The organism is Vibrio sp. VPAP30, from assembly GCF_001188205.1.
GTDB classification, from domain to species: Bacteria; Pseudomonadota; Gammaproteobacteria; order Enterobacterales; family Vibrionaceae; genus Vibrio; species Vibrio bivalvicida.
Window position 1 is genome coordinate 33,322 of sequence record NZ_LBLS01000037.1, and the last position, 18,336, is coordinate 51,657.

Below are 18,336 nucleotides of genomic sequence, written 5' to 3' on the forward strand. Positions count from 1 at the left end.
TTACCCTTCCTCACTTGGCGTCACTTTCATACCTGGCTTGAAGTTACTCAGTGGTCTCAGCACCACCAAAGCCGCTTCTTCAGCCGAAATTGGAGTTACATACACTTTGCCATCACGGCCAAACTGTTTGCTGACGTTCGACTTTTGCAGCAGACCTTGCTCATCTACTGTCCAGATTTCACTTTGTTGGGAAATCGCTGATGCTGGCACTTCCCACAGCTCGTTCTTTTCTGCACCACTTAATGTCGCTTTAACGAAGGTGCCCGGATAAAGGGGGGTGCCCGCTTCAAGAGGGTTATCGACTACAACTACCAGAGAACGCTGGCGAGTTTCCTGAGTCACATGCTGGAACGACCTATCAACCTTACCAAGCCATTGATGTGCACCACTACTATCAGTCAGCGTCACCTGCCAGTCACTGATGTCATTTGAGGTCGGCAAATTCCCCCACTGTTGCTCCGAAAGCGGTACTTCCACTTCAACTCGTTCCACACTGTACAAGGTGGCAACAGCGCCACCAGCGCTCAGATAACTTCCCGGCTGGACATCTCTGCTCACGACAATCGCGGTAAATGGAGCGCGTATCACTGTATCTTTTAGGTCTTTCTCTGCGCTCTTTAATGCCTGTCTTGCATTAGCCAATTTAGCTTCGGCACTGGCGAGTTGAGGCTCTCTGAGCACCAATGGTGAGTTCGGCTCTCCACTTAGACCTGAACGCTGCCACTCTGATTTCGCCTGCTCTCCCTCACGCTGTTCTTCTAAAAGCTCAAGCTCAGCCGTCGCTACGTCAGATTTGGCTTGAGCCAACGCCTGTTGATACCCAGTATCATCCAGCTTTGCCAATATCGCACCTTTGGTCACCACTTTGCCTGTCTCAAACGCACCCGACAATGTTGCCACTCGACCACTGACTTCACTGGCGTAGTTGAGTTGATATCGAGAACGGGTTTCGCCATAACCGACAACCTCGGCCTGATAGCTGCCACTACTTGTTGTCTGCACCGCAACTTGCTGAAGTTTTAGACTTTCCTCTATGGATGGTAGCGGCGCAACGTCAGTCAATTGCTGTTCAGATGGACTGCTCTCGCTCGCTTGCGCCATGTGACTACCGATGTAGCCAATAGCTGCGAAGATACTTCCTGCAGCGGCAAGCGTAACCGCTAAGGGGATGGCATTTTTCTTCATGATGGTACTCCTAGGCCCAGAGCTAGGCCTAAATCAATTCGGTTTAATAGACGTTGATAGGTGGCTTCAACTAGCTGTGCTTCTGTGTTGTAGGTCTGCTGCTGAACGGTCAGTAAATCAAAGATGTCGACCAAGCCTGTACGATACTTCTCTTCGTAACTGACAAAGCTACGCTTCGAGCTTGTGAATGCCTGATTGAGGTGCAACTGCTGCTTTTCGAGCGAATACTCTTGCCCCACTGCGTTCTCAACTTCATTGATCGCCTTCAGTAGAGTTTCCTGATAAGTCCAATAGTTTTTCTCTGTGGTGAATTGAGCAATTTCAGCCTGAGATTTGAGCTTTCCCCCCTGGAAAAGTGGTGCCGATAGTTGCCCGAGCAAACTCCATAATGGGTTAGTCAACAAAGCTTCACTTGGTGACTGCGCAATATCAGTCAGGCTTGCTGTCAAACTAAAAGACGGCAGCATAGCTTTGTAAGCCGCATCGGTGCGAAGGGCTTCAGCCTCGATATTGTAGAAGGCTTGCTGCAAGTCAGGGCGACCAGCCATGTTCTGCAGAGCAAGAGAATCAAGAGGGTTCACGACTTCTGGAAATGTCATGGCTACCTCTAGCTGCTGCAACTCGGATTGCCACTGGCCGGTAAGTAATTGAAGGCTACGTTTGCTTTGTGCAAGGTTTTCCTGATACTTCGCCACTGTAGAGCGGCTAGACGCGGTACTGGTTTTGGCATTATCTAAATCTTCCAGACTGCCTAACCCCACCTGATACCGTTCTAACACCAGCACTTCATTGTTTTGCTGCACACCAAGCCTTCTCTGCTCTATATCAAGTAATTGCTGGTTAACGCTGATTTCCAACCAACCACGCATGATATTAGCGGCTAATAGATCTTTCGCGGACTGCAGGCTTGCCTGAGAGGCCGCGACATCTTTTCGTGCAGCCTCGCTACTATCTGCGAGTTTCTGCCACAGATCTAGTTCCCAGCTTACTGTCACTTCTCCTGTATAACTGTCATCTGCATCTTGTTTGGATTGACCTTTAAAGCTCGCATTAGCCGTCGGTAACTGGTCAGCAACGGTCACGCCCTGCTGCGCATAAGCAATTTTTAACGCAATAACACTTTGTTGCAGGCTTGGGCTATGCGCGAAAGCGGCATCAAGGTACTTCTCTAGTTCAGGTATTTGAATTAAATCGGTTAGCAGAGTCGCCTGCTCGGCTTCGTCAACTGCTGCATCGAGTTGTCTATCTGCTACCACTTGTTCGAGCAGCTGCTCTATCGACTGAGTGCTATTCAGTTGCGCTTGTCCGGCATAATTGGCATCGGTCCCTGTCGCACAGCCCATAACACCAGCCAGCATCAGAGCAAGGATGGAATATCGCAATGTCATTGTTGTCTTCTCCCACTATTGTGCAAGAAAAGTAACAAACACGGGGGTTAAGGCTCGGTTAAGGCTTCAAGGAAAAGTTGAAACCTTGAGTTAATGGCACGCTTCTTGGGAATACACCTGGTTGAAACTGATTAATATTCTCTATAAGCGAACCTTGCTATAATTGTGCGGTTTCTTTCCAACTGAGTAATAACAATGATTATTTTATCAACCACTTATGGCGATATTGAAATTGAACTAAACATGGAGAAAGCTCCTGTCAGTTCTAAGAATTTTTTACGTTACTGCCAAGAAGGATTTTATGAAGGCACGATTTTTCACCGTGTGATTGACGGTTTTATGATTCAAGGTGGCGGTCATATCGAAGACATGACTGAGAAAGAAACACATGCACCTATCGCCAACGAAGCAAACCGCGGCTTAAAGAATAAAACGGGAACCATCGCTTTCGCTCGCACTGACGCCCCGCACTCTGCTACAGCGCAGTTTTTTATCAATCTAGACGACAATGACTTTCTTGATCACACCGCTAAGACCAACCAAGGCTGGGGCTATGCTGTGTTTGGTAAAGTTACCGCAGGGATGGATGTGGTAAACAACATAAGTAAAGCAATGACTGGCAGTAAGAAAGGCCACGATGACGTGCCTTTAGATACAATTAAGATCAACAAAGTGACTGTCTCTGAGTAAAAAAATCCCCAAGCTGAAACTTGGGGATTTTATAACCTTAATTGTAGGCGCGTGCTAGAGTACCGTTGCCTTGGTAACTGTACATACCCGAGTCATTGCTAATAAACACTGATTCTCCTGGTTTTAGTCGCAACAATTGCTGATTCACTTCAACCTGAACATCCCCCTCAACACAGAACAGAATCTCAGCACTACGAAGGTATTGACGCTTGATCGCGTCATTGGCAGTCAAGATATCAAAACCAAAGTCATCGACTGGAATTGGGTAACTCAACTTTCCTTCTTTGTAGATCGGTGCCAGCTTGATTTGCTCCGGATTGGTAGAGACAAACAAGGTGTTATCAATTAACTCATCCACATCAATATGCTTGGGTGTTAAGCCTGCACGCAGCACATTGTCTGAGTTGGCCATGATCTCTAGCCCAGTGCCTTGAACATAGGCATGCGGCGTTTCAGCGTGAAGGAACATAGCCTCACCCGGCGCTAATTCAATCGTGTTAAGAAACAGCGGAGAGAACAATCCAATATCACCCGGATAGTGCTTGTTAAACTCCGCCACATACTCAAACACTTCACGCATTAAGGCTGTCTTAGGACCACGAATCAAAGCTTGATCAAGCTGCTTTAAAGCGCTGGTTTTTCTCTGTTCACCCAAAGACATTATGGCAGTGAAAAACTCACGTAAGCCATCGCTGTTTGGCCTCGCTTCAAGCGCGCTCACCTCAGCATCTAAGCTTGCAATAGCCGCCTGTTGAAACAGATCGATGATCTGACTAATAGGCCGAAAGCCATTCATCGCTTTGTAAAAGGTTAACGCATACACCAGCTCAGGCTTGTGGTTCGGGTCCTTGTAATTACGATGGGCAGCGTTAAGTGCAATCCCCTGTTCATTTTCACGAGTGAATCCTGCTTCCGCTTTGTGTTTACTGGGATGAACCTGAATCGATAACGGCGCTTCTGCCGCAAGCACCTTAAATAGATATGGCAGCTCACCAAAACGCATCGCAGTGTAGTCCCCAAATATACTCTTGCTGTCTTGGGCAATCACTTCAGAAAGCAGCTCTCCCGTCGCTGCGACACGCGAACATCCATTGGGGTGTGCGCCCATCCAAATCTCCGCTTGCGGTTGGCAGTCCGAGTTATCGATTCCAAACATTTTAGAAATCGACTCTTTACTGCCCCACGCGTAGTTTTGAATAACGTTATCCAGTTTAAAAACAGACATAACGCACCATTAAAGTAATAGGAACAGGAATGCTGAAATCAGTACGCCCGCACCAAGCACCAACGGATAAGCAAAGCGACTAAGATCTTGCGCCAGCTCTTCGGTTGAATTTGGCTCTTCTTGAGCTAACTCAGGTGACTGCTCTGCGTAACTTTCTGCCTCTTGTCCTGCACCAAATAGCGCCATCACTTGTTGCGGAGAGTTTGCTGCTTGCAGTTGGTCACGAAAATCATCATCCACCAGTGAAGAAGTCAGCGTGGTAAGCACTTCCATATGGGTCGAACCCGCTTCTGCTGGCGGAATAGCCAACAGGAAGATCATGGTCACCGGCTCATCGCCATCTAGACCTTTCCACTGCATCTCATCTTTAACAAACGCGCAGGCAAACACTGGCTCTTTTACGGCTGGCGACTTACCATGTGGCACCGCTAAGTATTCACCAAGAGCCGTCGGGCCTTCGTCTTCACGTTTAAGCACGGCTTCGAGGAACTGGTCACGGTCGGTTAACTTGCCCGCTTGATTAATTTTGTCGACCAAGGCATTGATCGCCGCGAAGCGCCCATCAAAGGTAGCATCGAGCATGATTAGATTTTCAGACGTTAAGTTAGCTAGTTTCATCATAAACTCCTGCTACTGGGCTTGCGGCTTAGTCAGCCAGACAAATTGATATGGTTTAAGTGTAAATTGTGCATTGAACTCGCGCTGTGAAATCAGATCTAAACCGCCTACTTCTAGCGATACTTCCGCAGCTTGTTGCGATAGGTTGACCACAAATTGAATCGCACTTTCCCCTTCGCCGCGTTTAAGTCCAAACAGTCCATGACCTAGCTCTAGCACTTGCTGAGATGAGCTTGGTGAGAACGCTTTTTGCCCTTTACGCAGTTGGAGAAGATGCGTCATTTCACTGTAAACACGTTGACGTAAAGAGCCCTCTTGGGCCAGCTCAGTTTCTAGCTGAGCAAAGTCAAACTTCTCACGGTTAATGCGGCGATTAATGCCCGAATCCAACATGCCTTGTACATCATTTTCACTGCCAAGTAAGCTGTGATAGTAAACCGCAGGCACACCGATGAACGAGAGCAAAATAGATTGCGCAGCTAGGAACTTGCTCGCTTTTAACTCGTCACTATCGTTAGGCTCCGTCACCGCACTCAGATAGTTAATATTCAGTTCGTAAGGCGATTGAGTACCGTCACCGTTATTCTTGTAGTTAACTCGTCCACCTTTGCGTTCGACGTGCTGACACATCATCAGACGATCTTCATCGCTCAAGATCCCTTCTGTTGGGCGCACGCCAATCCCATCGTGGCTAGCTAGGAAGTTGAAGTAAGTTGTCTTGCGTCCCGAATTGAGAGACTCCATCGCCTCTGCCGTTAAACCTTTAGCCCAAGTTGTTAATACTTGGCTATCTTGGCTCAAGAACGCGTGCAAGGTTAATGGTGGCAGTGGGAACTGATACACCATGTGCGCTTCATCGCCTTGACCAAAGTAAGAGATGTTCTCTTTGTGCGGCACATTAGTTTCTGTGATCAGCAGAGAACCCGGCATCACCTCGTCGAGCACAATGCGCCACAGCTTAATGATCTCATGAGCCTGCTCTAAGTGGATACAGGTCGAGTTCAGCACTTTCCAAATAAAACCAATCGCATCTAAGCGAATCGAGCGACCACCATTTGCCGCGTACATCAGCAAAATATCAATGCTTTCGAGCAGGACTTGTGGGCTTTGAAAGTTAATGTCGATCTGGTCTTCTGAGAAGGTGGTCCACACATGAGTTGTCTCACCCGAAGCCTTAGTAAACGGTGTTAGGAGCGGTAACGCGCGGGGGCGCGTAACACTCGAATAATCCAGGCTTGGGTCAGACTCAACAAAGTAATCTTGATAAGCTTCATCACCGACTAAAAAGCGCTGAAACCAGTCACTGCTTTTAGAGATGTGATTAATCACGCAGTCATACATCAAGTCGAAATTTTCAGCTAATGCGTTAAGCTCGCTCCAGTCGCCTAAGTTAGGATCAACTTTGCGATAATCAACCACACTAAAACCATCGTCTGAGGTGTATGGGAACATTGGCAAAATATGAATATTGCTTAATGCCCCTTTAAGGTACTTGTCAGCAAAGGTTTTCATCGTCGCTAAGGTTGGCTGGCCTTGCTCTTGTACGCTGTCTCCGTAAGTGATGAGATAAGATGTCGTCTCATCGACCCAGTTGGCGTACTGCGGTGCTTTGCCTTGCCATTTCTCAACTAGAGCAAGAATATCTTGGCTAATAGTATCAGCTTGCTCATCACCATAGAGCAAAGCGACTTTTTGATAAATTTTCTCGTTCATTGTGCTCTACTCCACTAGATTCTAAAGCCAATTCGCAGGTCGATTGAGTTGTTTGGTTTGACTGACCATTCTTGTTCAACGCTCTGCTCGCAGTAGTTCACACGCTCCACCTGAGCAAAATGGGCAAGCGCCGTGGTATCAAGTTGCTGTGCTTCCTTTGTCGCGTTAAACAGGCGCACAATAACGGCATTATCTTGATAAAAGGAGTGACCAATACTTGAAAGCGTCAGTGGCTGATTGACTTCAAATAGGCTGAATGACTTAATCGCTGAACGCGCATCAAAGCGAACTTGGAAACGTTCGAGACGATTTTCAAAGCTGTTGAGTGACTGCTTCTGGTAGCTAAATGGCATATCGAGATATTGGCTTTCTAGGGCTCGCAGAGTTTGATGGCTGGCATCGGCTGGCATCGCAATCGAGAAAGCAAAGCTCATCGATTTTTGCAGCTGAGCATCTGGCGTATACACAACAGTATTGTTGATGCCGGAAGCACGCCCCGGGCGCCACAACAGATCATCTTTACCTAGCTTGCCCGTTGCTTTAAACAGCGTTAGCGCAATCACATCACTCTGTTCACCTGGCAAAACTTGGAACTCTTTCAGGCCGCGACCATTAATCACCACCGCTTTACCTGCTTGCTCAATCGCAACCGCACCATCTGTGGTTTCAATATCAACCGGACACTCACGGAAGCGCGCTTGCCAGCCTTCAACACTCGGGGCAATTGGACGCGTCATCACAGCGAATGGCTGAGTGGCCACTGATTCCTGGCTTTGTACATCGGAGTTAATCAGTACACGAACGCGGTGGTCACACGCCTGATTTACAGTGTCAATTGCCACTTTTAGCTGCTCGTCGTTGGCATCTAGTGTCAGTGTAATTTCAAAACTGGCTTGAATCAGCTCATTGCCTGCTTGACGCGACTCTAAATCTGAAGGCACTGGCATTGTTGCCAGCAGCGTCATTGTCTGCTCAGTCTCACCTACTTGGCTAGATAACCAAGTAAACTCATTGAGGAAACGTGGCGCGTCCCCTTCTAAAGGTGAGAAATCGTAAGAGTCACCATCATCTGCTTGCTCTTCAAAGCGCAATAGTTGCTCGATCACGCGACCTGTCACCTTGTTGGCTAAGCTCAGTTCACCATCTTTCAGCGAGACGGTTAACGCTGAGTTTTCAATCATTTGAACGTCACTGTTCTGCGTAAGCATGGCTGAGTCTGACTCAACCACTTGGAAAACTTGGTAACCCATAGCAGCTAGGTTGGACACCTTCACGTTCAGCTCAAATCGGTAGTAAGGCGGCACAGCGACTTCTTTCTCACCATCTTTGGTCACTTCAATGACCTTGCCACCATCTAAGGTTTCGCGCGCTAGAATTTCGGTCGCAAGCAGAATTTTACCATCAGACAGAGCAATAGACGGATGCTTAGAGAAAGCGATGATTTTAGCAACACCGTTAAATGGTGTGATTTGGCCGTTAAAGATCATCACTTCATTGTCGTCACATGCGCTGCTGCCGATCTCTTTCACGACGAGGTTATATAAGCCGTGACAGATTTCTTCAGCTTGCTTTAGACGGTGCATAATGTCTGCGTTAGTGGCATCGCTATTGCACCCGCCCATGCTGTCATGCGCGTGACATTCAAGGATCTTCTTCCAAGCCATGTCCACCAGCTCAGTGTGAACTGTGATGCCTTGCGCCTTGGCAATCGCAATCACGACTTCAAGTTTCTTGAGTAAGAACTGCTCAATCTCGAAGTTGAGTTTTTTAATGTCGTAGCGAACAGAGCCAATGGTCTTATGGATACGGGTGTATCGCGGCGCTTTGAATTCACCTTGGTAAGTCTCAAATTCATTGCTGTTGCGGCGAAGAAAATCAACAAAGTGTTCCATCGATGAGATGGTGTAGACGTCTCCTGCAGGCGAACGTTCGCTGGCTGCTTGCAAAGTTTCCGGTAGGTTCGGGTCAATGTTGACCTGATCGCCACCTGATGGGATCAGCACTTCATCGAGACCTGACAGCGACTTAATCTTGTCAATCATCGGGAAGATTTTTTTGTCTAGGTGCTCTGCATCTGGAACGATGTTTTTCGCCGCGCCGTAACCATGAACTAGATTGTAAGCGTAGATTGAATCTCCACCTTGCGACTTCCAGAAGAAGTGCGATTTTTCTACGTGTTGGTCGTAATCAATACCACGCCAAAATACGATGTTATCGATCCCCATTCCCTTGAACAGTGTTGGCATTTGCGCGTTGTGGCCAAAAGTATCCGGCAGGTAACCGACCTTCATACTATGGCCTAGCTCTTCCGCGATATGCATTCCGTATTTCAAGTTGCGGATAATCGATTCGCCAGCCACATTGTAAGTGTCGGTCTGAGTATACCAAGGACCAATAAAGAGCTTTTTATCGCTAACTAGCTTGGCCATGCGCTCACGCATATTCGGCAGCACTTTCAGGTAATCTTCAACAATCGCAGATTGACCATCTAGGTGGTAGCAGCTGTAGCTTGGTTGATTCTCCAAAGTCTCAATCACTTTAGTGAAGTTATAAGTTGCCAGAACGTCACTGTCTTGCTGAGTAAAATACCACTCACGATCCCAGTGAGTGTGAGGAATGACATGTACTTTTGCCATGGGGAAACTCTCGATAAATTCTTGATAGTTTGGGGAGGCGAACCTCCCCGCTAGACGTGTTTAGGCTTTTGCGTGGTCTGGTTTAGTGCACAGCAGTAGAGCGATTGCAATAAACATAGAACCCGCGATAACAGAAATGGTGTAGCTGATTGGGTCAGAAGATAGGAACCATCCCCAAACGGCTGGTAGTGGTAGGCTTTGCCATACGTTGAGAACGACAGCCAGTTGCGTACCGATAATTGAACCCAGAATCATGATTGGAATCATCTTCGGATTTTTCAGAATGAATGGAATCGCACCTTCTGAGATTCCGATTAGGCCCAGCATCAGAGAAGTTTTACCGACCGTGCGCTCTTCACTTGAGAAAACTGGTTTGCGGAACTTGCCATCCAGCAGCGCCGCGATACCCACGCCAATTGGTGGAATAACAATACCCAACTCACGAGCAATCAAGTCAAAACCTTCTCCCATGCCATTTAAGCCAAGTGCGACCGAACCTGCGGCTTTGTTGATTGGTCCGCCCAAATCAAAGGCTGTACCAGCTGCAATCACCATTGAGTAGACACCTCGACCTGCATCTCCAGCTTGAGTAAACAGGTCGATCATCGCCAAATTCAACGCTCCGAAGAATGGGTTAATCGCATATTCCATGGTCAGCACCATGACGACTCCCGTCACTGCAGGAACAAGCAGCATGGTCTTAAGCGTGGTCAGTTCGGTTTTGACCTTAATCACATCGTTAAGGTAGCGAACCAGATAACCAACGAGGAAACCAATCGCAATTGCGCCGAAGAAGCCTGATGGCGCCCAGCCTTCTAAATCAAAGAAACGCTTGTAAGGCTCATCAGTCATTAACCCACCGATAAAGGCAGGGATCAGCGCAGGTTTACCAGCAATCGAATACGCTAGGTAACCCGCAAAGATTGGATACATAAACTTGATGGTCATGAAACCAAGTTTATCTAGAGTTTGGATAGGTGTACCTGAGATATCGATGAACTCACCAGTGATTTTCGCCACCGCCATCAGCAGGCCACCAAGAACCACGACTGGCAGCATGTAGCTGATACCCGTCATAATATGGCCGATAGCGACTTGGTAAGCAGAGCGCTTTTCATCATGCACTTCTACATCTGCATCTGATTTCTCTTTGCCGCGCAAAAATACTGTTGGCAGCAAATCATCTACGCGCTTGATCAGCTCTTGAGTACGAACCTGAAGTGGATTGGTGTTGTCGAAACGTTCCATATCCATGATTGGTACATCAACCGCCAGCACAACGCCGTCTGCGGTTGCAATATCATGAGCAGTGAGTTTATTTTTGACACCATCACTTCCCTGCGTTTCGACTTTTACTTCATAACCCTGCTTTTCAGCCCAGGCTTTGATTTTTTTAGCCGCCATAAAGGTGTGTGCAATGCCAGTAGGGCAAGCGGTCACTGCAACGAGTTTTTTCTTACTCATGGTTGTTCACCGTTATACTTATCAACTGCGGCAAGTATATTTATCGATGATGTACCAAGGTACAGTTTCCTCGTACTACCCATGTATGACGATACTTTTGTGATAACTATCAAGGTAATTTCCCGTATTTTAACGCCTAATAATAACCATTCTGTCATTACGTCTTTGTTAGGTAAGTGTAAGCGATGAATACCTTTAAAGGGATCGAACGAGTCATATATGAGTACCTGATCAGTCACGCCAAAGAGCTAGATTCAGTTTCGGCCAAGACGATAGCCAATAAGGCCTTGACTACAACAACATCGGTAAATCGGGTGTGCAAAAAGATGGGCTATGCGAGCTACACCGAGCTCAGATATAAGCTCGCCGACGACCTGAATAAAGATGTCTCCCCAACAACTCAGGGAGATGACCAAGCTCAGCGAATCGATAAAGTTGCCAAATCACTAACTAACTCACCCGTGGTGTATTTATATTCTCGCGGCGCTTCCATCGTTAGTGTTTCATACCTGTCACGCTTTCTTTCCCTCGCAAACATTCCTCACCTAGTCATTACCGATATTCATCAACTGGCTCGGGCAGAGTCAGGAACAGTCATCCTAATAAGTAAATCAGGAGAGACTCAAGCTGTGGTCGATATGGCCCACAATGCAAAGCGCAAAGGACTAAAGGTTTTTGCGATCAGTCATTTGGGCTCAACATTGGCGGGCATAGCGGGTATCAACCTTGATTTGGAAGAACAGGTTGATGGCATTTCTCCGTATCATCGCGAATCTCAAATCCATATCTTAGAGCTAGTCGATTTGATCGGACGAGAGCTGTTAGCGGGCTAATTCTTTGCTCCTGCAGTGAAGATAAGGGCAATCCCACCCAAAACTAGCAATGATGAGATAGCAGCGATCAGCGTTATCGGCTCACCTAATCCTATACTTCCCGCGGCAAAGGCTATAACGGGCACCGCTAACTGAGAGACAGACGCCTGGAGGACTGAGATATGCTTGACAACTTGGTACCATAAGATGTAGCCAAACCCAGAAGCAAAGACACCCGACAGTAACGCCCATACAACACCATCAGCTGTGATAGTCTCTATTGAGACCAGTAGTGGGCTGACAGCAAAAGCAAGCACACTTGCGAGCATAAAACCTTGAGTAATAGACACTGAAGCAACGCTATTTTGGCGCCCTAACAGGGTAAAAATGCCCCAACAGATGCCAGAAACAAGCATTAAAGCAGCGGCACTCAAACTCGGAGTCTCAGCCGACGGTAGCATCAAAACAGTAAATCCAGATAGAGCCACCCCGATACCCAGCATCTCTTTCGCACTTAAGCGATTTCCAGAAACAACGTGAAACGCCACTAAAGTCAGCTGCACCATACCAAACAGAATCAAAGCGCCGGTCCCCGTACTGAGCTGGGTGTAAGCATACGAAAAGCAAACTGCATAACCAAAAAGAGAGATGCCTGACCACCAGCTGTGTTTATCAGTAAAGAAGCAATAGCTCATTTGACCACGCCAACTTTGAATAAGCAGCAGTGTTACCGCTCCGGAGACCAATCGTAGCCAAGTGAAAGAACCCGGATCAATAGCGTGATTCGCCAATGCTAGGCGACAAAAAAATGAGTTGGCAGCGAAGGCAATTAACGCGACGACAAGTAGTGAAATAGTATGCATGAGTATCCCTTTTAGCTAGAAGAGTGTAGTGGGTAATCAAGCGCTTGTAATAGCTTTTATCATTCTGGTTAAGACGGATTGGCTATAAAGAATCAGACATAAAAAAGCCAGCCAGGGATTGTGACTTATCTCGCGGCGAAAAAAGACGAATCAGATATGCTGAGTTAATCAAAGCAAAAGGGAATCGCCATGAAGCGCCTAACACTACTTTTTACGTTAATGGCTGCGCTAAGCCTTCCAGCTTTCGCCTCTGAGCGAGCAGAGATAGGCTGGCAATGGATAGAACAAGGTGCAGTGATTGTTGATGTAAGAACGCCACAAGAGTTCGCAGGCGGACATTTGCCACAAGCCGTAAACTATCCGCTCTCAGCGTTAAACATTCACTTTGCCGATATCGCTAAAGAGACTCAGATAGTACTGTATTGTCGTAGTGGCAATCGTTCAGGGAAGGCCTATCAGTACCTAAAAGCGAAAGGCTTTACCAAGTTACATAACGCTGGCGGCTTGATAGAGATGCAACGCGCTAAGTAGTAAAGGGATTTGACGCTATTTCACAAAACTAAACCCTTCAGGGTAAGAGTGGAGCCCATCAAAATCTCCCTTACTTAAAGGGACATCATGCGTTTTTGCTATCGCATAAACCATGCTCATATGAAATAAAATGTTGGGCACAATATAAACGTGGATAAACTCCGACTCAGGAAGCTCAACCTCAGAAAATCCCGCCTTGTCCCTTAAAATCTTAGTGTCATCATAGCTTGCTCTACCCTCAACACCACTAAGATAGCTTAACGTCGCATCTATTTGCTCTATGACTGGCAGCTTGCCACTCTCTTCACGAAACAAAGAAACCGTTTCAACACCAAGCAAAGGGCAGCAACCGCGCAAAGTAAAGTTAGCCGCTATTTTGGCGTGCATTTCCAATGAAAACATACCCTCTTCCAATGAAGTATCAAATACTTCAGACGGTACTTTTACAACCATCTGCCTTAACTGAGTCAGATAGCGCTGAAAAAGTATATAAGTGTTGATCATGTGACCTCTTTGGTTGAAACTACCTCTGCTGAGCAAATTAATTGGCTAAAGGTATCGCCATAACGTGATGATGTGGTTTGCATTCAATGTCTACAACAAACCAACCTATCGAAATGTAAAGAGGCGATACGTTGGTGTTTGCATATAGATACGCTTGCTCTTTCGCTGAGACTTGCTCGACAGCACGATTGATAAGTTGGCGGGCTATCCCTTTACCGCGCCACTTAGGAGCTATAAACACGGCATTTATCCAGATAACTTGTTCTGTGCCATTCGGCTCTTGATATCGAGAGAAAGCCAAACCACCAATAAGTTCCTCATCCTCCATCGCGACAATTACTGGAGGAAGATTAACGTCATCACGATAATGTTCATCGAGCACCAAGTCTGGCCACATAGATTGGAACAGCCTTTCAACTTCCCTCCACTCTGCAGCACATTTTCTGATGTTTTTGAGACCAACTTGCAACGTATTATCCATTGTAGCTTCAACCTCTATAATTGATCATTACTAACTGAAGTACTTGTATTCGTGCCATCATAAAGCCTCGTGGCAAAATGGCGTGACGTATTTAAACTTACTTAATTTGATATCGTTTCACCAATTCTCGCTTGTGATTGTATGATTCAATAAGCTCCTGCTGGGTTTTCCCTTCATTGTGATAGAAAAGTCCACCTTGCTGCTTGAGCTTATTGTAGTGATCGCGGATCATCGACAGAACTAAATCCACTCGCTTAATAGTAGTCGGTGTACAACTTTGACCATCAAGATCATCCTCAATATCGAGTACATGCGAGCGAAACATTTCTACTTGGAACAAAGAATCGAGCTCGTGATCATTCTCCAGTGCTTGCTGGTAGCGTTTAGCAAGATTCTCTTTCTCGGTAAGAACACCTAGATCTGCATCGTTATTTCTCAGCCAATTTATCTGTTCTACTAAGGTATTGAGCGCTTCGTACTTAACATTTTTAAAGACCTCAATAGAGTCGTTGTAAGATAAATCACTCTCTAACAACCAACCGGATAAGAAGCGAGTTTCAAATCGCTCACAGAAGTTGAACATAGGTGCTTCTAGCCCATTGCTGTTGAGTTCTTTAAGTGGATTGAACGAGTACATGTAGCCAAAATCGAACAGCCATAATTTATGCTGCTCATCAACAAGCAAATTGCCTGCGCATAAATCCCATTCAAACAGACCGATCTTTTCGCACGCTGATAAAGTGGAAAACAACTGCGAGAGCATTGAACTCGTTACCTGTTTAACGGGCTCCCCTTCAATCCAGTCAGACAGAATAATGCCTAAGCGATAATCAGCATAAATCGTAGACACTATGCACTCGAAATCCTGTGAAGTTTTTGTATTATCTTTTTGCTGCTGAATATCAAAACGGCGCTGGACTTCGTTAAGGAAGGAATACTGGCCGTCGAGGTTTTTCACTTTCGCCTCTGGCCTCTTTTTCTTAAGGGTGTAATCCTTGCCATCAAATCGAACTCGAAAGACTTCTGCGGTGAGTCCACTTTGGAAGGTGCCAACAACGTAATCAGAGTCAGCAGTGGTAGCTGCCAGTAACTCGGGACCGATAGGGCATTGCTTAGCGCAACCGACAATTAGGTTGCGTTCACTTAGGTCAAACTCTTGCTGTTGTAACTGACGTTGATTCACTGGAGACTCCTTGTCTAGTATGTGTATTTGGTGATTTTATCAACAGCAACATGATGTAAATCCTCCCAAATTTATAAATTTAGGGTTGAGAGACGAGGCGTAAGCCAAAAGTATAAGCCTATGATTGCTATCACGAAGCTATCTTGAACACTGATAGTTTTCTGTACATTGGTGACAATGCCGCTAGAATACTCATCACTGAATAACCAAAAGTGGCAACACTTTTACAACTAACTTAAGGAGGAATTTATGTCTTTGTGGTGTTCAATCAACCCACGCTTTTATGGCATGAAGGCTCGCTCAAGAGTTTTAGATATCGCGCTGCGATAATCTCGACTTGAGCGAAATATCAACTATAGACGAGTAACGTCCCCGAGTACTTTCCCTCAAGCTCGAAGAATTATTGTCAGCACAGACAACGGCCTTTTGCGCCCTAAATTCTTGAGAAAATTATGAGTACTTATTTAACTGCACAATCACTGACTCTTTCTTACACCTTAAACCCTCTGTTTAAAGCACTTTCCTTCACCCTTAATCGTGGTGATAAAATTGGCCTCATCGGTCATAACGGCTGTGGCAAAAGCTCGCTATTAAAGCTACTCAATGGTCAATACGAACCAACTGAAGGTCACATAGCCAAAGCAACTCATTGCCTTATGAGCTATGTAGAGCAACATATTCCAGAGCACCTTTATAGTCAAAGCATCCGTGAAGCCTTAGCGGAAATGTTAAGCATGGATGACGACTGGCGCGCAGAGTTGGTGCTAGCCGAGCTTGGTTTTTCTGACTCTGAGCAAGATATGCCTGTCGCCAATTGCAGTGGCGGTCAGCAGATGCGATTACTCATCGCGAGAGCCATTATCAATCAGCCAGACCTACTACTGCTCGATGAGCCAAGTAACCACTTGGACTTACCTTCGTTGCTGTGGCTAGAGCAATTTCTTTCCAATTGGAAAGGCTCTTTTGTGTTGGTTTCACACGACCAAACTTTGCTGGATCGAGTGACAAATACGACTTGGGTCATGCGAGATCAATCTCTTCATCATTTTGCCCTACCTTGCTCTCTAGCAAGAGCCGCACTGTTTGAGAAAGATCAGCAAGACCAAGCCCGACATGCCAACGAGCAAAAAGAAATAGACCGCATTGAAAAAAGTGCTAAACGACTCGCAACCTGGGGCAAGGTTTATGACAACGAAGATCTCGCCCGTAAAGCAAAAACCATGTTCGCGAGAAAAGAACGCTTAGAGGAAGCTCAAACGGAGTTGACAGAAGGCACACCTTGGCAGCTGATATTGCAAGGTGAAGCTCTGCCTGCCAATCGACTGCTTGAAACCAGCGAGTTTGGCGTTACACCACCTGATAGCCATTTTCATTTATTTGAAATGGTAGAAATGCGCGTAAAAAGTGGTGACAGGATAGCGATTTTAGGAAGTAATGGCTGTGGTAAATCGACCCTGCTTAACCAACTTTACCAATGCTATCTTGCTGAGATAAACCCATTGAGTTCACAGGCTGTCACTTTCCATGACAGGTGTCGCTTAGGTTACTACGACCAGTCTCTTAAGCAACTGAAAGACTCTGATACCCTAAGCGACGCCTTACAGTCCTTTTCATCAGTGAGTAGTGAAATAGCTAAGCGTTCGCTGATTGGTGCAGGCTTCGAGTATGCGCGGCATAGCCAAGATGTGGCGTCACTCAGTGGCGGTGAACGAGCACGCTTATTGTTTATTGGATTAACCTTAGCGAAGTACCATCTGTTGTTTCTTGATGAGCCAACCAACCACTTGGATATGGAAGGAAAAGAAGAACTGATTGCGACTTTGAATGAGTTTAATGGTGCGGCTCTCATTGTCAGCCACGACCGTAGCCTCATTGAGCAAAGCTGCAATCGTTTCTGGCTAATTAATAATGGAACATTAATTGAGTACCTGAGCGCTGAAGAGGTCTATCAACAGATAGCCGAACATCCTCACACCGCGTTGGCTGTTCAAGCATCAGATAATCAACAGGAATTGAACCCCTTAGATAGAAAGCCAATTGGCGAAGAGCAATTATTGGAGCGTTTGATAGAGCTAGAGACTTTACTTGCAGAAGATCTAGTGCGTAAACCCAAGCATCAAAAGCCCAACCTGCAGCAAGATTGGCGTGAGGAAATAGATAAGATTAGTAGCCAACTTTAACTTAACGAATATGGCACCGTAGGTTACGGTGCCATATTGACTAGCCATACTTCTCAATCTATGTGTGATGAGCAGTTAAATTAAACTCTAATGCAGGTTTGATGAGCTTTGGTGGCGCCAGTTGATGATCTCGTCCTTCCCTTTTCTCTACGAATTGATCACACGAGGTATTCTCGTCAACTAGGATGTTGTCATGCTTTTCTTCGCCTATCGTGGTTCTAAAATGTAGGTTCTCTTCTTGATCAGGGTAATCATGACAAAGGTACACTTCTGTACTGTCATTTAACTCATAAAGCTTACGTATAGACTCAAACATCTTCTCTGCGCTGCCACCAGGAAAGTCTGCTCGCCCCGTACCATTAAAAAATAAAGAATCCCCAACAAACAATGCATCGCCAATCTTAAACGTTAAGTCAGATTGAGTGTGACCTGGCGTAGCAATCACCTCTAAATGCGAGTTGCCAAAATCCATCTCTTCATTTTCCAATAAGAAATGTTCAAAGTGATAAAGCTCACTGAGGCAAAGCTCGTCCTTCCACTGCGCGTAGACCTCTTTAACCCCTTCTGAGACGTAAATAGGTGCTTGGAGTTCTTTGCTCAAATAAAAAGAACCCGACAAATGATCAGCATGAATGTGCGTCTCTAAGATCGCGACAATATGAAGTTGATTATTCTGGATATGAGCCATAATCTCTTGCGCCGACTCATAGCTAATTTCATCACTTTTCACATCATAGTCAGCAACAGGATCAATGATAATCGCTTCTTTTGTTTCATGATCAGCCACGACATAGCTTATGGTTCCAGAATCAGGGTGGAAGAAATGTTGAATATTTTGAGATGCCATTTTGCCTCCTGTACAG

At 46.1% G+C, this 18,336-nt stretch carries 16 protein-coding genes; 4 read left to right on the forward strand and 12 right to left on the reverse strand.

Annotation, left to right across the window (positions count from 1 at the left end):
* Together ZX61_RS16835 and ZX61_RS16840 are read right to left on the reverse strand one after the other, a co-directional pair.
* Positions 1–1,185: an efflux RND transporter periplasmic adaptor subunit gene (locus ZX61_RS16835; RefSeq protein WP_049845762.1), complete on the reverse strand. Its 1,185-nt coding sequence runs from the start codon at positions 1,183–1,185 to the stop codon at positions 1–3.
* The gene (locus ZX61_RS16840; RefSeq protein ID WP_049845763.1) at positions 1,182–2,573 is read right to left on the reverse strand and encodes a TolC family protein; all 1,392 of its coding nucleotides are present in this window, start codon (positions 2,571–2,573) and stop codon (positions 1,182–1,184) included. The genes ZX61_RS16835 and ZX61_RS16840 overlap by 4 nt, the downstream gene beginning before the upstream one ends.
* 195 nt (positions 2,574–2,768) lie before the next feature.
* Here ZX61_RS16840 and ZX61_RS16845 point away from each other — a divergent pair, with 195 nt between their 5' ends.
* On the forward strand, positions 2,769–3,263 hold the full coding sequence (locus ZX61_RS16845) for a peptidylprolyl isomerase (protein ID WP_049845764.1): 495 nt from the start codon (positions 2,769–2,771) through the stop codon (positions 3,261–3,263).
* A 37-nt stretch (positions 3,264–3,300) separates the two neighbouring features.
* On the opposite strand, the gene manA is transcribed toward ZX61_RS16845, so the two are convergent.
* Genes manA through ZX61_RS16870 form a run of 5 tightly spaced genes read right to left on the reverse strand, consistent with a single transcriptional unit; the run spans position 3,301 to position 10,919 of the window.
* Complete coding sequence (gene manA / locus ZX61_RS16850; protein ID WP_049845765.1) at positions 3,301–4,488, reverse strand: mannose-6-phosphate isomerase, class I; 1,188 nt, start codon at positions 4,486–4,488, stop codon at positions 3,301–3,303.
* A 9-nt stretch (positions 4,489–4,497) separates the two neighbouring features.
* On the reverse strand, positions 4,498–5,106 hold the full coding sequence (locus tag ZX61_RS16855; RefSeq protein ID WP_049845766.1) for a fructose PTS transporter subunit IIA: 609 nt from the start codon (positions 5,104–5,106) through the stop codon (positions 4,498–4,500).
* Positions 5,107–5,118: 12 nt separating this feature from the next.
* Positions 5,119–6,819, reverse strand: coding sequence for an alpha-amylase family glycosyl hydrolase (locus ZX61_RS16860; RefSeq protein ID WP_049845767.1), 1,701 nt, complete (start codon positions 6,817–6,819; stop codon positions 5,119–5,121).
* 14 nt (positions 6,820–6,833) lie between these two features.
* Positions 6,834–9,455 carry a glycoside hydrolase family 38 C-terminal domain-containing protein gene (locus ZX61_RS16865; RefSeq protein WP_049845768.1) on the reverse strand — a complete coding sequence of 874 codons (2,622 nt, stop codon included), beginning with the start codon at positions 9,453–9,455 and terminating at the stop codon, positions 6,834–6,836.
* A 60-nt stretch (positions 9,456–9,515) separates the two neighbouring features.
* On the reverse strand, positions 9,516–10,919 hold the full coding sequence (locus ZX61_RS16870) for a PTS fructose transporter subunit IIC (protein ID WP_049845769.1): 1,404 nt from the start codon (positions 10,917–10,919) through the stop codon (positions 9,516–9,518).
* A gap of 185 nt (positions 10,920–11,104) precedes the next feature.
* Between ZX61_RS16870 and ZX61_RS16875 the strand changes: the two genes are divergently transcribed.
* Positions 11,105–11,752, forward strand: coding sequence for a MurR/RpiR family transcriptional regulator (locus tag ZX61_RS16875; RefSeq protein WP_049845770.1), 648 nt, complete (start codon positions 11,105–11,107; stop codon positions 11,750–11,752).
* Here ZX61_RS16875 and ZX61_RS16880 read toward each other — a convergent pair.
* Complete coding sequence (locus ZX61_RS16880; RefSeq protein ID WP_049845771.1) at positions 11,749–12,594, reverse strand: DMT family transporter; 846 nt, start codon at positions 12,592–12,594, stop codon at positions 11,749–11,751. The genes ZX61_RS16875 and ZX61_RS16880 overlap by 4 nt on opposite strands.
* Positions 12,595–12,783: 189 nt before the next feature.
* Here ZX61_RS16880 and ZX61_RS16885 point away from each other — a divergent pair, with 189 nt between their 5' ends.
* Positions 12,784–13,125 carry a rhodanese-like domain-containing protein gene (locus ZX61_RS16885; protein WP_049845772.1) on the forward strand — a complete coding sequence of 114 codons (342 nt, stop codon included), beginning with the start codon at positions 12,784–12,786 and terminating at the stop codon, positions 13,123–13,125.
* A 15-nt stretch (positions 13,126–13,140) separates the two neighbouring features.
* Here the strand turns inward: ZX61_RS16885 and ZX61_RS16890 are convergent, their stop codons facing one another.
* The 3 genes from ZX61_RS16890 to ZX61_RS16900 all read right to left on the reverse strand — a co-directional run bounded on the left by ZX61_RS16890 (position 13,141) and on the right by ZX61_RS16900 (position 15,293).
* Positions 13,141–13,629, reverse strand: a complete 489-nt coding sequence (locus tag ZX61_RS16890) for a DUF1993 family protein (protein ID WP_049845773.1) — start codon at positions 13,627–13,629, stop codon at positions 13,141–13,143.
* A gap of 37 nt (positions 13,630–13,666) precedes the next feature.
* The gene (locus ZX61_RS16895) at positions 13,667–14,110 is read right to left on the reverse strand and encodes a GNAT family N-acetyltransferase (protein WP_049845774.1); all 444 of its coding nucleotides are present in this window, start codon (positions 14,108–14,110) and stop codon (positions 13,667–13,669) included.
* 97 nt (positions 14,111–14,207) lie between these two features.
* The gene (locus ZX61_RS16900; protein ID WP_049845775.1) at positions 14,208–15,293 is read right to left on the reverse strand and encodes an AarF/UbiB family protein; all 1,086 of its coding nucleotides are present in this window, start codon (positions 15,291–15,293) and stop codon (positions 14,208–14,210) included.
* Between the two features lie 452 nt (positions 15,294–15,745).
* On the opposite strand from ZX61_RS16900, the gene ZX61_RS16905 reads away from it, so the two are divergent.
* Positions 15,746–17,473, forward strand: a complete 1,728-nt coding sequence (locus ZX61_RS16905; protein ID WP_049845776.1) for an ABC-F family ATP-binding cassette domain-containing protein — start codon at positions 15,746–15,748, stop codon at positions 17,471–17,473.
* A gap of 58 nt (positions 17,474–17,531) precedes the next feature.
* On the opposite strand, the gene ZX61_RS16910 is transcribed toward ZX61_RS16905, so the two are convergent.
* Positions 17,532–18,320, reverse strand: a complete 789-nt coding sequence (locus ZX61_RS16910; RefSeq protein ID WP_049845777.1) for an MBL fold metallo-hydrolase — start codon at positions 18,318–18,320, stop codon at positions 17,532–17,534.
* Positions 18,321–18,336 lie beyond the last annotated feature (16 nt).

Coding starts and splice junctions, on each gene's coding strand:
- ZX61_RS16890 (WP_049845773.1), bottom strand. CDS start 13,629: ATGATCAACACTTATATACTTTTTCAGCGCTATCTGACTCAGTTAAGG.
- ZX61_RS16845 (WP_049845764.1), top strand. CDS start 2,769: ATGATTATTTTATCAACCACTTATGGCGATATTGAAATTGAACTAAAC.
- ZX61_RS16840 (WP_049845763.1), bottom strand. CDS start 2,573: ATGACATTGCGATATTCCATCCTTGCTCTGATGCTGGCTGGTGTTATG.
- ZX61_RS16835 (WP_049845762.1), bottom strand. CDS start 1,185: ATGAAGAAAAATGCCATCCCCTTAGCGGTTACGCTTGCCGCTGCAGGA.
- ZX61_RS16855 (WP_049845766.1), bottom strand. CDS start 5,106: ATGAAACTAGCTAACTTAACGTCTGAAAATCTAATCATGCTCGATGCT.
- ZX61_RS16870 (WP_049845769.1), bottom strand. CDS start 10,919: ATGAGTAAGAAAAAACTCGTTGCAGTGACCGCTTGCCCTACTGGCATT.
- ZX61_RS16905 (WP_049845776.1), top strand. CDS start 15,746: ATGAGTACTTATTTAACTGCACAATCACTGACTCTTTCTTACACCTTA.
- manA (WP_049845765.1), bottom strand. CDS start 4,488: ATGTCTGTTTTTAAACTGGATAACGTTATTCAAAACTACGCGTGGGGC.
- ZX61_RS16895 (WP_049845774.1), bottom strand. CDS start 14,110: ATGGATAATACGTTGCAAGTTGGTCTCAAAAACATCAGAAAATGTGCT.
- ZX61_RS16910 (WP_049845777.1), bottom strand. CDS start 18,320: ATGGCATCTCAAAATATTCAACATTTCTTCCACCCTGATTCTGGAACC.
- ZX61_RS16865 (WP_049845768.1), bottom strand. CDS start 9,455: ATGGCAAAAGTACATGTCATTCCTCACACTCACTGGGATCGTGAGTGG.
- ZX61_RS16885 (WP_049845772.1), top strand. CDS start 12,784: ATGAAGCGCCTAACACTACTTTTTACGTTAATGGCTGCGCTAAGCCTT.
- ZX61_RS16860 (WP_049845767.1), bottom strand. CDS start 6,819: ATGAACGAGAAAATTTATCAAAAAGTCGCTTTGCTCTATGGTGATGAG.
- ZX61_RS16875 (WP_049845770.1), top strand. CDS start 11,105: ATGAATACCTTTAAAGGGATCGAACGAGTCATATATGAGTACCTGATC.
- ZX61_RS16880 (WP_049845771.1), bottom strand. CDS start 12,594: ATGCATACTATTTCACTACTTGTCGTCGCGTTAATTGCCTTCGCTGCC.